Source organism: Lactobacillus rizhaonensis, assembly GCF_036246345.1.
GTDB classification, from domain to species: Bacteria; Bacillota; Bacilli; order Lactobacillales; family Lactobacillaceae; genus Lactobacillus; species Lactobacillus rizhaonensis.
Window position 1 is genome coordinate 218,035 of the sequence record NZ_BTTV01000002.1, and the last position, 12,802, is coordinate 230,836.

Genomic DNA, 12,802 nt, shown 5'->3' on the forward strand with positions numbered 1-12,802 from the left:
CCGATAACAGTAAAATAGTTATTTTAATTTGTTACTAATGTTAATTTTATGGCTATTTTAAGCACTTTTAAAAAAATATTTTTACTTGCAATGTTATTAAATTAATTATATAATGAAATTGTAATGATATGCACATTTTTTTAGTAGCAAAATTAGATAATTTTTATTATTGAGGTGAAAAATGAATAAAGGATTGAACCACAATAAGCGAACTGGAGCACTGCTTTTTAGTAGTTTAACGGCAGCTGCACTTGGTTTAGCAATTTTAAATACTAATGTGGTAAAGGCTGATAGCAATTCAGGAACACAGGACACTGCACAAAACTTTGACAAGAATGATAGTCGTGTTAAAACTCGAGTAGCAAATAGTACTGTGTCTCAAGAAAATAATCAGGGCGTTACTACTGATAATGCAAATACCACTGCACCAGAAGGAAATGCTAATGGTACTACAAATAATGCAGATGAAACTCAAAATGGGAGTGTAGACTCGCCGCAGGGCAACAATAAAAATTCCAACTCTCAAACTTCTGCTGGTAATGATCAACCAGAGACAGACATCACTAAGAATGAAAATAAAATTAGTACAAAAACTATTAAAACAGGTAAGTGGGGTAATGCTGACGTAAGTTACGATAGTGATACTAACGTATTAACTGTGAGTGGTAGTCAAGATAAGAAAAACCCGACCATTGTAAGTAATGCTGGTCTCGTAGCTGGATTTCTAGTTCAAGATGGACCAGACCCTGAGTGTGCGCATGTAAAAAAGGTAAACTTTAAAGGTTACTTTAAAGTTGTCGGCGATGTTAAGTCAGTTTTTCTTCGTCTTAGAGGCCTAACTGAAATTGAAGGTTTAGAAAACGTTGATACTTCGGAAGCAACCACCATGTATGCCTGGTTTGCCCAATGCAGTAGTCTTAAACACGTAGATCTTTCTCATTTTAATACCTCAAATGTTAAAAACATGTCTTATATGTTTGAAGCCTGTACCAATCTCGAAGATCTTGACCTAAGTAACTTTGATACTAGAAAAGTTACGGATATGTCATATATGTTTGAAGCCTGTACCAATCTCGAAGAACTTGACCTGAGTAAATTTGATACTTCCCAAGTCAGAGATATGTCATATATGTTTGCTGGTTGTGAAAGTCTCAAAGAATTGGATTTGCAGAATTTTAATACTTCCCAAGTCACAGATATGTCATTTATGTTTTTAGAGTGTAAGGGTCTTGAAAAATTAAATGTTACCAGCTTTGACACCTCTAACGTCAAAAATATGGAGTATATGTTTAATTGTTGTGCAAGTTTACCTACCGTTGACGTACATAATTTTAATACCAGTAATGTGACAAATATGGCGGCAATGTTCTGTATGTATTATTTTCATATTAGCGGTACTGGCCAAGTCTTTGGTTGGGATTCTAAACTTACGTCCCTTGATCTTTCCAACTTTGATACTAGTAATGTGACCGATATGGGTGGAATGTTCTTTAAATGTACAAAGCTAAAAGAGCTGAACATCTCTAACTTTGATACCTCTAAAGTTACAACTATGAATAGTATGTTCCAAGCATGTAATAAGTTAACATCCTTAGATCTTAGCAACTTTAATACCGCAAATGTTACGGACATGTACGGCATGTTTCGAGATACGAATAGTTTAATCAGCTTGAACGTGTCAAGTTTTGATACAACAAATGTAACTAACATGGGGCAAATGTTCTATCTCTACGCTGATACTTACCATGGCGAGAAGTATCCTGAACTTTCGAACTTACGGACTCTAGATATCAGCAATTTTAAAATTAGCGATAACACGTATTGTGGCAGCATGTTAAAAGGTCAAGCAGGATTGCTAGTTTTAAAATTAGGAGACAATGTCAAAAACTTTTCACAAATGGGTCTTGATACACCAGGAATTTGGCTCAATGTTGGTGGTGGATCATTGCAAAAACCTGACGCCTCAGATCATTGGCCATCAGATGAATTGATGAAAAATTGGAATGGTAAAAAAGAAACATATGTGCGCCAAGCTACAATAACAGCTCACTATCAAGATGAAAACGGCAAGAAGCTTACAGATGATGAGTCTTTCACTGGTACATACAGCACTAATTACGAGTTTAAAAAAGATTTTACAGGATATACTTTAATAGCCACGCAGGGGAAAGTTTCAGGAACCATTGGAAAAGACCTGGATGACGTTACATTTGTCTACAAAAAGGATGATTCCGGCTCAAACGGTTCCGGCTCAAACGGTTCCGGTTCAAACGGTTCCGGTTCAAACAGTTCCGGCTCAAACAGTTCAGGTTCAAACGGTTCCGGCTCAAACGGTTCCGGCTCAAACAATTCAGGATCAAATAATTCCGGCTCAAACGGTCATGGAACAAATTCAGGGATAAATGATAATAATACTGTAGCAAGAGTTGAAGTTCATTATCAGGATGAGAACGAAAATGAAATTGCTCCCTCTAAGATTTTAACTGGCGTTGTTGGTGAAGGCTACATTACCAAGGCTTTGGATATTACAGGTTATACTCTTAAACTTAGACCTGTTAATGCTACCGGCTTCTTTAGCAGCCAGCCACAAACTGTTACTTATGTTTATTCGAGAAATGGTGTCATTCGAACAGTTCGTCATAATTCCTATCTATATGACCAAAATGGTGGCCGTAAAGCTGGCGAATACTTTATTGGCAAAAAAATTAAAACCTATGGCAGTAGGCTTATTCAGAATAAGAAATATTACGAACTTGGAAACGATACTTTTGTGAAGGCTAATAATGTTACAGGTATCAAACGCAAACTTAAGCACAACGCCTATATCTACACCAGGAAGGCTAATAAGAAAGTAAAGCGTTCTGGTCGTAAAGTATTGAAAAAGAAACAAACGATCAGAACATATGGTGGAGCTATTAAAATGCATAATAAGCTGTACTATATTGTTGGTAAGAATCGCTATATTAAAAAAGCTAATTTTTAGCAATTGAGAAATAATAATTAGAAAAGTTCTATCATAGTAAAAATAGGCTAGATAGAGCTTTTTTAATGTTTTACCAAATTGATATATCGAAGAAGAAGAAATTTAATTAGACCTGTTGCTTTTGCCTAAGCGATAATTTTGCACGTTAATACCAAAAATGTCAAAAACTAGTAATAACGAAATTCCGCTAGCAAGGAGCGTAAGAGCAGGTCGCTGCAGCACATTGGCAATTGCTGAAATTCCGACGGTAAAAAAGATATTTAACAGTGAACTGCCTAGTTGCAAAAAACTTGATTGAGCAGTCTGGACATTTTTACTGGTCCGTTTAATTCTGGCTTTGCTGCACCAATTACCGATTGGTAGAGTTTCTCCATAAATTAACACTGTACTAATGCACATGGTAGCGATTGTTTGTTTTAAAAAGAACACACTTAATGCTAAAGTGGTAATTATGACTAAGATGCGCAGTAACCAGAAATGGTTATCAAAGCGAATAAGCACAGCTCCTAATAAGAGACCACTGACTACAGCAAGCAGCAGCCAGTATACTTGACTGTATGTAGGATCAATTGTTTTCCAGAAGTAAATCATCAGTCCGTTGAATACAGATTGGAGAGCACCATTAAACATGGCAACAATAATTGATGCGTGCAGGCCTTTACTAGTAATAATATCGTGCCAGACCTTGACCAAATGAGTTATGGTTTTAAAATTGTTTTTATCTTTAACAAAATGCCTTTGGTGCAAAGCTAGAGCTAGGAAAATATTAATGAAAAAGCCGCTGCTTGCTACTAAGAGAAAATATAAATAATTGTGCGTAGTCAAAATCAGAGCTGCTATTGCAGCTATACTGGCAATATTACCGATCAGACCAGCAATAGAATTGTAGTTAATGGTTTTCTCGAGTGAATTATCAGTCAGAAGAGATTTTAAATTTCCCGTAAATGATAGTCCTTCAACTAAACTGAACATTGTAATGCAAAGGTCAACCAGAATATATATGGGGACAAAGTATTTTTGGGAAAAAGTAAACGGCAGTAATAAGAATAAACACAGAAAGATATATATCCAAATTAACGTGCAGCGTTTGTCGACATTATCAAGCCTTGATCCGATAAATAAGACGCTCAAAATAAGTGCTAAGGAACTAATACTTGATATCAAGCCATTCACAACGATATTATCTGAATATTCGCGGATAATTAGTGCGCCGCCTATTCCAACTAGAATACTGCCAAAATTCGATAGCAGGTTGATTAGCGGTAATAATATTTGATTACGCTTGAGAAATTTATTAATGTCCATTTTTGTCACGCTTTCATGTAATATAATAAAAAGCGTAACATGTAGCACTTTTACTAGTAGCAGAAGTAATATAAAAGGCCATTTTCAATAGTTAAAATGGCCTTTTTCACTATACAAATTCCTAGACCTAGATTTAATTGTTAACTTCATCAAGGTTATTTAGAGTAATGCTTTTTTATGCTGCCCAAGCCATAAAATACATAGTGTTGTTCGACTTTTTAGAGTATTATATAAATATATTAAGGAAAAATAATAATAACGGCTATGATAAAGATTTTATATGGTTACGATTACTGGCTTGCAAGGCGTGCCCATGATATCTGAAACTTGTGACTTGTCCCGAATATTAGTTGAAACGGTCAAAAAAGAATATTTCAAGATTGCTGCTGACGACATTATTTGTGTAGCGTCTAAAATTTGCTCAATGGCGCAGGGCAATATTGTGGATTTAAGCCACGTAGCACCAACTTCTGTGGCAAAAAGAATTCATCAACGCATACCCAGAAAGGATGCCAGTTTAATTCAAGTGATTATTGACCAAACCGCTGACCCATCTGGTAGTAAATTAGAAATAAGTGGAAATCATATTGGCGCTTGGCTTCCCAACGGTTTGTTTTTAACCAGTGGCGGTGTTGACAAGGGTAAAAATAATACAGCGATAACTTTACCTAAGAATTGTGATTTAACAGCTAAACGCATCAGCAATACTTTTTACCAAGAATTAGGTGTAAAAACTAGTGTAATCATTACTGACAGTGACGGTAGGGCAGATAAAAAAGGTGCTAATCAGGTAGCAGTAGGTTTATATGGTTTGAATGGCTTAAGGATAAATAAAGAAGCTGGTACAGCTGAAACGCTTTGTGATTTGCTAGCAGCCGCTGCTGGTTTAGTAATGAATGGGGCAACGAGGAGTCAATATGCCTTTAGTGTGTATTCATGGACTTGAAGATGACCAAAATACTGATTCTGGTATTGGCGATACTGTGGCTTAAAATCCATAAGACTTTTTAGTTCATAAATATTAAAGTAAACGTGCTGGTTTTAATTAAGAGTAGGAGAAAGAATAAATGAAGATTATTTGTTACGGTGTAATCAAAATGGAAGAATCCCGTATTAAAAATTGGGCTCAAAAAAATAATGTCGAAGTAAAAATTGTCCATGCAGATTTGTGTGTTGAAAATGCAGAATTGGCTAAAGGCTTTGACGGCGTGAGTTCTGAAGGCAATCTTCCTGTAGGTGCTAGTGTATATGAAAAATTTAGGCAGTATGGGATTAAGCAACTTGCCATTCGGCAAGTTGGGGTTGATAACCAGGATTTAGCTGCCGCTAAAAAGAATGGCATTAAGATTACTAACGTTGCAGCGTATTCACCAAGAGCTATTGCTGAACTTGGCGTAACTGATGCAATGTACTTATTGCGTAAAATTGGTATTTATCAAGACAGAATGGCACATGGTGATTTTACTTATGACGAAAGTACAATTAGCACAGAAATTTTTAACTGTACTGTCGGCATAATTGGAGCCGGTCACATTGGAGGAGCCAGTGCCCAGCTTTATAGCGCATTAGGGGCTAAAGTTTTAGCCTGTGATCCAGTTTATGATGCTTCACTTGAACCTTATGTTACCTATACGAATTTGGATACCATTTTTGCTGAAGCAGACATTATTTCTTTGCATACTCCTTTATTACCGAGTACCAAAAACATTATCAATAAAACTGCTATTAGTAAAATGAAGAAAAAGCCAATTTTGATTAATGTAGCTCGTGGTGGTTTGGTTGACACACAGGCTTTAATAGCGGCGCTAAAAAATGGACAAATTTCTGCCGCTGCTCTAGATACCTTGGCCGCTGAAACTGATTTTTATAATAAAAAGGATATGCTGAACTCATTGCCGGAAGATTACAAGGAATTAAAAGCAATGCCTCAAGTTTTGATCACGCCGCACATTGCCTTTTTCACTAAACTAGCCGTTAAAAACAGTATTGAGATTGCTTTAAACGATGCTAAAACAATTATCTCAGGTGGAGAAGTAAAGAGTGTAGTTAATTTGTAAGGAAAAAAGTTAGTTTAGGCCAAAATGCTCCAATAAATAGTTAATTAGGTTGGGAAAGATATAAAAAGCTTTGGGAATGCAGTTCTCAAAGCTTTTTATATTTTATTTGCTTTTGTCAGGTAAATGGTAATAAATATAACAGCTAAAATTTAGCAGGTACAATAAGAGGCTCATGTCTTTTACTAGTATCCTCACCGCTTAAACTCTTAAGTAAAATTTCTGCAGCACTTGCTCCCATTAAATATGGATTTTGTGAAATTAGCCTTGCTTCGGGCAAAATAGTTTGTACTAATTTGGTGTCTGAGAATCCCGTAATTAAAACCTCGTCACTATTTAAAAAGCCATCAGCGAAAAGCATTGGTAAAAAGGCAAGCAACCAACGCTCCTTGAAACTAAAAATCAAGGTTTTCTTGTTTTGAGCTTTTTGCTTCAACAAGAAAGATTCAATTTTATTTTTAATCGCCATATAATTATATGATTCCTCGTCCAGCTCAATTAAATGAATCTGATCAGGATCTGCAATTGAGCACACACCACTGTACCTGTCTCTTCTCGTAGAAGCGATTTTAACTTCAGAAGACAAAATTAAGATGTCATCGCAGCCTTGCTTCAAAAAATATTTAGTCGCGTCCTTTGAAACTGTAATATTATTGGAAATAACCTGTGGCCAACGTTTAGTAGCCAGGCGTCTGTCTAAAATTACTGTAGGGATGTTGTGAATAAACTCGGATTGAATTGTTTTGATATTACTACCCAAGGGTTGAAACAGCAGCCCATCAAAGAAACTACTGCTGACGGTTTTAATTAATTCTCGTTCCCGCTGCTGTTCGGCATTAGTGTCTAATAAAAAGGCTTCATAACCTTTAACTCTGAGAATGTTAGATGCCCCTTTAAATAATTCAGTTGAAAAATAATCGTCTATATTGGAAACAACTACGGCAATTGTCTTACTTTGATTGGTAGCCATTTGACGAGCTGCCAGATTAGGAATGTAATTTAAGTCTTTAATTGCTTGCTCTATCGCTTTTGCTTTTTCTTCAGAGAGCCTGCCTTTAGCCTTGTTATTTAAATATCTTGATACGGATGCAACGGAAACCTGTGCTAATTCAGCTACGTTACGAATTGTTGCTTTTTTCATAATCACTATTCTTTTTTCTTGTTTTAAAAGTAGTATATCATTTTACTGCCATTAAAATGAAATATTGCATAAATTATTGCGTATATAATTTTATTTGAAAAGCGCTTGCAAAGATAAACTAAATGTTTTATATTAAGAGGGTAACCGGTTACCTTAAAAAGTAATAAGCTGATATTATTTAGATGAAATAATCAGTTAGTAAAGGGGTAAGTGTAATGAGTTCTACAGTAATAGCAATCTTGCTATTAATAACTTTTGCTCTATTTATATGGTACATCTTAAAAGGTGGGAACTTGATGATTGGCTTCTTCGTGATGGCAATCTTATGGTGCATCATTGGTTTAGTACCATTTAACGAAGCAATCAAAAAAGTTTTCGCGCAACCAGCGCTCAGTTATGGTCCAACTATTATTTATATCATATTTGGTTCATGGTTTGGTCGCGTACTGGTTGATAGTGGGATTGCGCCTGCAATATCAGAAGCTACTAAGTCAATTGGTAAAAAGAAACCACTTCTGGCAGCAATTTTAGTTGTTTTAGTTACAGCGTTTATTTTTGTAAGTGCATACGGTGTTGGTTCAGTAATAGCAATTGGTGTTATTCTATTACCAATTCTATTATCATTAGGATTACCGCGAGATGTTGCCTTAGCAGCATTCTCTATGGCTATTGGAGCACCAATGTATATCAACGTTGTCCTTTATAACCAGATGAAGGCCTTTGTGCCAAAGGCTGCTTATGACAGTAAGTACCTTACTTTTGGTATATGCGCTGCAATAGTACAGTTGCTAGCGATCATTGTCTTTTTATTCTTCAATCGTAAAAAGATTAATCCGGCAATGGCAGATGATAATCTTAAATTAATTGGTGCTGAAAATAATGAAACTAGTACTGTTAAAGTGCCTAAAGTAGCGTACATTGTTCCTATTATTCCAGTTTTAATGAACATGGCATTTAAATGGGATGCAGTACCTGCATTAACTTTAGCAAGTATTATTGCTATTTTCTTAACTGGTCAATTTAAAGACTACAAAAAGGGCCTCAAGTTTTTAAATGATTCAATTTCTCATGCAATTAGTGATATTGCAGGCTTGATTATGTTTTTAATGGCTCTGGAAAGTTTTACTGGCGCAGCAACTATTAATGCCGAAAGATTTCGCCCAATATTGGCAGCTGTTTTGCCTCATCAACACTTAATCCTTTGTCTTGCTTTGGGTATTTTGGCTCCACTGGCTTTGTTCCGCGGTCCTTTACATGTCTGGGGAGCCGGAGCTGCCACCGCTGCAGTTTTGTACAGCACTGGATTATTCAGTGATGCCTTCTTATTACCACTTTTATATGTTCCAACTTTGATGGCAGTATCAGTAGATATTACCCAATCCTGGAATGTTTGGGGCTTGGACTACATGAAGGTAAAATCAAAGGACTTCTTAAAATATGGTGTACCGGTAATGTGGGTAGTTTCAATTATAAATGAAATTCTTGTTTATCACTTTTTTGGATGAGTATGAAAAGCAAAGAGAGGAAATATTATGTCTGAAGTAATTACTATTGGTGAACCACTTGTTATATTGTGTTCAAAAGATCCAGATGTTTCGTTAGTAGACACTGAAGATTTTCACAAAGTAATGGGTGGAGCTGAATTAAATGTTGCTATTGGCGTGAGAAGATTGGGACACTCTGTTGAGTATATTACGCGAGTTGGAGAAGATCCTTTTGGCAAGTATGTCCAAAAAACTATTGCTGCTCACAATGTAGGAACTAAGTATGTTAGTTATGATGATAAGTATTTTACAGGTCATCAATTAAAGCAGTTAGTAACACATGGTGATCCTGCGACTTTTAATTACCGTCGTGATTCTGCTGCTTGTCACCTGGAAGCCAGCCAAATTGCTGATATTGATTTAAGTGATGTTAAAATTGCCCATATGTCTGGAATTTTTCCTGCAATTTCCGATATTGCAGAAGAAACTTTCCGTGCTTTTTATAAAAAACTAATTGCTGCTAAAAAACTAATTACCTTTGATCCTAATTTGCGTCCACCTTTATGGAAGAGCAAAGATTATATGATTAAGACAATCAATGAGCTGGCAGGTATGGCTGATATTGTCTTACCGGGTATCAGTGAAGGCAAGACACTAATGGGTTCGGAAGATCCTGAAGAAATAGCTGACTTTTACTTGAAAGGTGAAAGAACTACAACGGTAATGGTTAAACTCGGGGATAAAGGTGTTTTCGTCAAAAATGTTAAAGGTGAAAAATACACTGTTCCTAGTTTTAAACCAGATAAAGTTCTTGATACTGTCGGTGCTGGAGATGGGTTTGCTTTGGGTTTGATTACTGCTTTACTTGAAGGAAAAAGTTTGAAGGCTGGGGCTATTCGCGGTAATGCTGTAGGCTGTCTGCAGGTGCAAACCCTAGGTGATAATGACGGTTATCCAACAAAAGAACAATTACAAGAATTTTACCAAAAACAGGGTGTTTCTGAAGATGAAGCTGCAAGTCGCAATTGATCGAGTCTCGTTAACCACCGCAGTTCAATTGGCGCGAAAACTTGATGGTATTGCTGATATTGTGGAATTTGGTACCTCAATAATAAAAGATTACGGCTTTTATGAGATTAAAGCTGCAAATGTAAATTTAAAACACAGTTTACTTTTATTAGATACTAAAACAAACGATGAAGGTCAATACGAATTTGAACAAGGATTTAAAGCAGGGGCGGATATTCTAACTGTAATGGGAACGGCTGATCCGGAAACTCTTGCCAGCGTTTATGAAATTGCAGAGCAAAAAAATAGGGAAGTGCTTATTGATTTAATGGGCATGAGCAATAATTCTATCTTAGAGATTGCCAAATTTCCTAATGCAATTTATAACTTGCATAATTCTCATGATGCTGGTAAAAACGCAAATTTGCTTAATTTAGTCTCTGATTTTAGGAAAAAATTCCCCACAATTAAAAACATAGCGGTTGCCGGTAGTATTGATTTAGAGCAGGCAAAGAAATTAGCCGTGCAAAATGAAGTACAAGAGGTTATTGTAGGAAGTAAGATTGTTCAATCTAATAATCCTATTAATGAGGCTAGCAAGTTTAAGGAGATTATCAATTTATGTTAGATTCTAAACATTTAATTAAACCCGTTTTAGCAGAGATAAACACAGTCCTGGATAAGGTAAACGAGGCAGAAATTGATCAAGCTGCAACTTTAATTACTAAGAATAAAAGAATATTTGTTTTAGGTTCAGGCCGCTCCGGTTTTATGGCCAAAAGCTTTGCCATGAGGTTAATGCATATTGGTTACCAGGTTTTTGTCATCGGGGAAACAATTACGCCCTCAATTCAGCCACACGATGTTTTGGTTTCTGTCTCAGGTTCTGGAAAGACCAGCAGTGTGCTGGAATTAACAGAAAAAGCAGCTAAAAATGGAGTTGAAATAATTGCTGTGTCGAGTAATGCTAGCTCACCTCTGGCAAAATTATCGAAACAGGTGATAGTAGTGCCTGGAGCAACTAAAAATGGGGATGGGGTTGAATCTATTCAACTTTTAAGTTCTCTATTTGACCAAAGTGTGCACATTGTGCTAGATATTCTTTGTCTCAAGTTGAGCATCAGAGATGAAGTTTCTAATGGCGCTGCTAAAAAACAGCACAGTAATATGGAATGATAGGAGAGATAAAATGCTTTTAAAATATGAATCAATAAAAAGAATTCAAGAAGCCGGAGTCGTAGCAGTAGTTAGAGGTAATAATGAAGAAAATTCCTACCAAACTGCTAAAGCATGTATAAAAGGACATATTACTGCTATTGAATTAGCATTTACTTCTCCTAGTGCAGATATAACGATCAAAAGGTTGACAGAAGAATATGGCAGTGACAAAAATGTGATTATTGGTGCAGGTACGGTGCTGGATCCAGCAACAGCAAGGCTAGCTATTATAGCAGGAGCTAAATTTGTGGTTAGTCCTTCTTTTAATAAAGATACGGCCAAGATGTGTAATTTATACCAGATTCCATACATTCCAGGGTGTTTTACTTCAACTGAAATTCAAGATGCATTGACATATGGGGCAGACGTAATTAAAGTTTTCCCGGGTTCAGTTGCTGGCAAAACAATGATCAATGAAATCCACGGACCATTTCCAAATGTGAATGTTATGCCAACAGGTGGTGTTTCATTAGCAAACATGAACGAATGGTTTGAAAAGGGAGCTTTTGTTATTGGAGTAGGCGGTAGTTTAGTCGGACCAGGTAAAAAGAATGATTACGAAGCCGTAACTGAAAATGCAAAAAAATTTAATGAGAAATATGTAGATTTTAGAACAAATAGGAGCAAATCATGACTTTAATAATTAATACATTGGTTTATGAAAAAGAGATTCAAAGTGGTATTAGTCAACTGGACTTAGTGGATAGAATTGCCGATTTAGGTGCAGACGGAATTGAACTTAGACGTGAATATTTCAAAGATGTAGCTGCAGAAATTAAAGAACTGGCACCAGCTATTAAAGAAAAAGGCTTATTATTAAACTATAGTGTACCTGATAATATTTTTGATGATAATGGTAATTTTAACCAGAACTTAAACAAGTATTATAAAGAAGCCCAAGAGCTTGGCGCACAAAAAATCAAGTTTAGTACCGGTAATTTCTACAAATACCATGGCGATTTAGCAGAAGATCTTGCCACTTTACCTTTAGCTACTATTCAAACAACTATCGAGAATGACCAGACACCAATAAGTGGTAACCCAGATACAATATTTGCTTTTCTGACTGCTGTCAGAAAAGCTGGTTTCAATTCCATTTTTGCTACATTTGATTTAGGTAATCTTGCCTTTACCGGCTTTGATCCAAATTTGGCCGCAAAGAAGCTCGCACCGTTTGTAGCTTATATTCACTTGAAGAATCCTATGCTTAATGCAGAAGGCAAAATGCAAAATACTGAGTCATTAGACCGTGGGATGTTTAACTGGAAAGCGGTTATTAGATACCTGCCTAAAGATGCACAATGTGCTTTTGAATTCGCAATGCCAGATGATGAAGTTATTGGCAAAGAAATGGAAAAGTTCCATGATTATTTCAATGGTAAAAGGTAACATTTAGGATTTTGAAGTTAATTAGCGGATTCCTCGTTAAAAAATTCTCACAGACTTTAAGGATCTATACAATCATTGATTGGTAGCTTAAAAAAGTATTTTTATAAATTGGTAAATCGTTGTTTTAATTCGAAACAAGATTTACCTTTTTTATTTGACTAATAACAAAGTGAAAATTGTTTTATATACATTCTTGCAGATTTAAACACACATACACAAC

Annotated in this window: 11 protein-coding genes; 9 read left to right on the top strand and 2 right to left on the bottom strand. The window is 35.9% G+C overall.

Features of this window, described 5'->3' with window-relative positions:
• Nucleotides 1-181: 181 nt before the first annotated feature.
• Nucleotides 182-2,983: a BspA family leucine-rich repeat surface protein gene (locus AAA915_RS04340; protein ID WP_338200146.1), complete on the top strand. Its 2,802-nt coding sequence runs from the start codon at nucleotides 182-184 to the stop codon at nucleotides 2,981-2,983.
• Between the two features lie 102 nt (nucleotides 2,984-3,085).
• Here AAA915_RS04340 and AAA915_RS04345 read toward each other — a convergent pair whose 3' ends face one another.
• Complete coding sequence (locus AAA915_RS04345) at nucleotides 3,086-4,288, bottom strand: aromatic acid exporter family protein (protein WP_294830813.1); 1,203 nt, start codon at nucleotides 4,286-4,288, stop codon at nucleotides 3,086-3,088.
• A 280-nt stretch (nucleotides 4,289-4,568) separates the two neighbouring features.
• On the opposite strand from AAA915_RS04345, the gene AAA915_RS04350 reads away from it, so the two are divergent.
• Both AAA915_RS04350 and AAA915_RS04355 read left to right on the top strand, forming a co-directional pair.
• On the top strand, nucleotides 4,569-5,234 hold the full coding sequence (locus tag AAA915_RS04350) for a coenzyme F420-0:L-glutamate ligase (protein WP_294830815.1): 666 nt from the start codon (nucleotides 4,569-4,571) through the stop codon (nucleotides 5,232-5,234).
• Nucleotides 5,235-5,355: 121 nt separating this feature from the next.
• The gene (locus AAA915_RS04355) at nucleotides 5,356-6,345 is read left to right on the top strand and encodes a D-2-hydroxyacid dehydrogenase (protein WP_294830818.1); all 990 of its coding nucleotides are present in this window, start codon (nucleotides 5,356-5,358) and stop codon (nucleotides 6,343-6,345) included.
• A gap of 142 nt (nucleotides 6,346-6,487) precedes the next feature.
• Here AAA915_RS04355 and AAA915_RS04360 read toward each other — a convergent pair whose 3' ends face one another.
• Nucleotides 6,488-7,483 carry a LacI family DNA-binding transcriptional regulator gene (locus AAA915_RS04360; RefSeq protein ID WP_294830821.1) on the bottom strand — a complete coding sequence of 332 codons (996 nt, stop codon included), beginning with the start codon at nucleotides 7,481-7,483 and terminating at the stop codon, nucleotides 6,488-6,490.
• Between the two features lie 215 nt (nucleotides 7,484-7,698).
• Between AAA915_RS04360 and AAA915_RS04365 the strand changes: the two genes are divergently transcribed.
• Genes AAA915_RS04365 through AAA915_RS04390 form a run of 6 tightly spaced genes read left to right on the top strand, consistent with a single transcriptional unit; the run spans nucleotide 7,699 to nucleotide 12,582 of the window.
• The gene (locus AAA915_RS04365; RefSeq protein WP_338200151.1) at nucleotides 7,699-8,988 is read left to right on the top strand and encodes a gluconate:proton symporter; all 1,290 of its coding nucleotides are present in this window, start codon (nucleotides 7,699-7,701) and stop codon (nucleotides 8,986-8,988) included.
• Nucleotides 8,989-9,015: 27 nt separating this feature from the next.
• Nucleotides 9,016-9,996 (top strand): sugar kinase, encoded by a 981-nt coding sequence (locus tag AAA915_RS04370; RefSeq protein WP_294830826.1) that lies wholly within the window; start codon nucleotides 9,016-9,018, stop codon nucleotides 9,994-9,996.
• Nucleotides 9,974-10,603 (top strand): orotidine 5'-phosphate decarboxylase / HUMPS family protein, encoded by a 630-nt coding sequence (locus tag AAA915_RS04375; protein WP_265667078.1) that lies wholly within the window; start codon nucleotides 9,974-9,976, stop codon nucleotides 10,601-10,603. The genes AAA915_RS04370 and AAA915_RS04375 overlap by 23 nt, the downstream gene beginning before the upstream one ends.
• Complete coding sequence (hxlB, locus tag AAA915_RS04380) at nucleotides 10,597-11,151, top strand: 6-phospho-3-hexuloisomerase (RefSeq protein ID WP_294830830.1); 555 nt, start codon at nucleotides 10,597-10,599, stop codon at nucleotides 11,149-11,151. The genes AAA915_RS04375 and hxlB overlap by 7 nt, the downstream gene beginning before the upstream one ends.
• 13 nt (nucleotides 11,152-11,164) lie before the next feature.
• Nucleotides 11,165-11,827 (top strand): bifunctional 2-keto-4-hydroxyglutarate aldolase/2-keto-3-deoxy-6-phosphogluconate aldolase, encoded by a 663-nt coding sequence (locus tag AAA915_RS04385; protein WP_265667076.1) that lies wholly within the window; start codon nucleotides 11,165-11,167, stop codon nucleotides 11,825-11,827.
• On the top strand, nucleotides 11,824-12,582 hold the full coding sequence (locus tag AAA915_RS04390) for a sugar phosphate isomerase/epimerase family protein (RefSeq protein WP_294830834.1): 759 nt from the start codon (nucleotides 11,824-11,826) through the stop codon (nucleotides 12,580-12,582). The genes AAA915_RS04385 and AAA915_RS04390 overlap by 4 nt, the downstream gene beginning before the upstream one ends.
• The last annotated feature ends 220 nt before the right edge of the window (nucleotides 12,583-12,802 follow it).

Bases quoted from the DNA above. Each gene is read 5' to 3' on its own strand.
- AAA915_RS04340 (WP_338200146.1), top strand. From the start codon at position 182: ATGAATAAAGGATTGAACCACAATAAGCGAACTGGAGCACTGCTTTTT.
- AAA915_RS04345 (WP_294830813.1), bottom strand. From the start codon at position 4,288: ATGGACATTAATAAATTTCTCAAGCGTAATCAAATATTATTACCGCTA.
- AAA915_RS04350 (WP_294830815.1), top strand. From the start codon at position 4,569: ATGGTTACGATTACTGGCTTGCAAGGCGTGCCCATGATATCTGAAACT.
- AAA915_RS04355 (WP_294830818.1), top strand. From the start codon at position 5,356: ATGAAGATTATTTGTTACGGTGTAATCAAAATGGAAGAATCCCGTATT.
- AAA915_RS04360 (WP_294830821.1), bottom strand. From the start codon at position 7,483: ATGAAAAAAGCAACAATTCGTAACGTAGCTGAATTAGCACAGGTTTCC.
- AAA915_RS04365 (WP_338200151.1), top strand. From the start codon at position 7,699: ATGAGTTCTACAGTAATAGCAATCTTGCTATTAATAACTTTTGCTCTA.
- AAA915_RS04370 (WP_294830826.1), top strand. From the start codon at position 9,016: ATGTCTGAAGTAATTACTATTGGTGAACCACTTGTTATATTGTGTTCA.
- AAA915_RS04375 (WP_265667078.1), top strand. From the start codon at position 9,974: ATGAAGCTGCAAGTCGCAATTGATCGAGTCTCGTTAACCACCGCAGTT.
- hxlB (WP_294830830.1), top strand. From the start codon at position 10,597: ATGTTAGATTCTAAACATTTAATTAAACCCGTTTTAGCAGAGATAAAC.
- AAA915_RS04385 (WP_265667076.1), top strand. From the start codon at position 11,165: ATGCTTTTAAAATATGAATCAATAAAAAGAATTCAAGAAGCCGGAGTC.
- AAA915_RS04390 (WP_294830834.1), top strand. From the start codon at position 11,824: ATGACTTTAATAATTAATACATTGGTTTATGAAAAAGAGATTCAAAGT.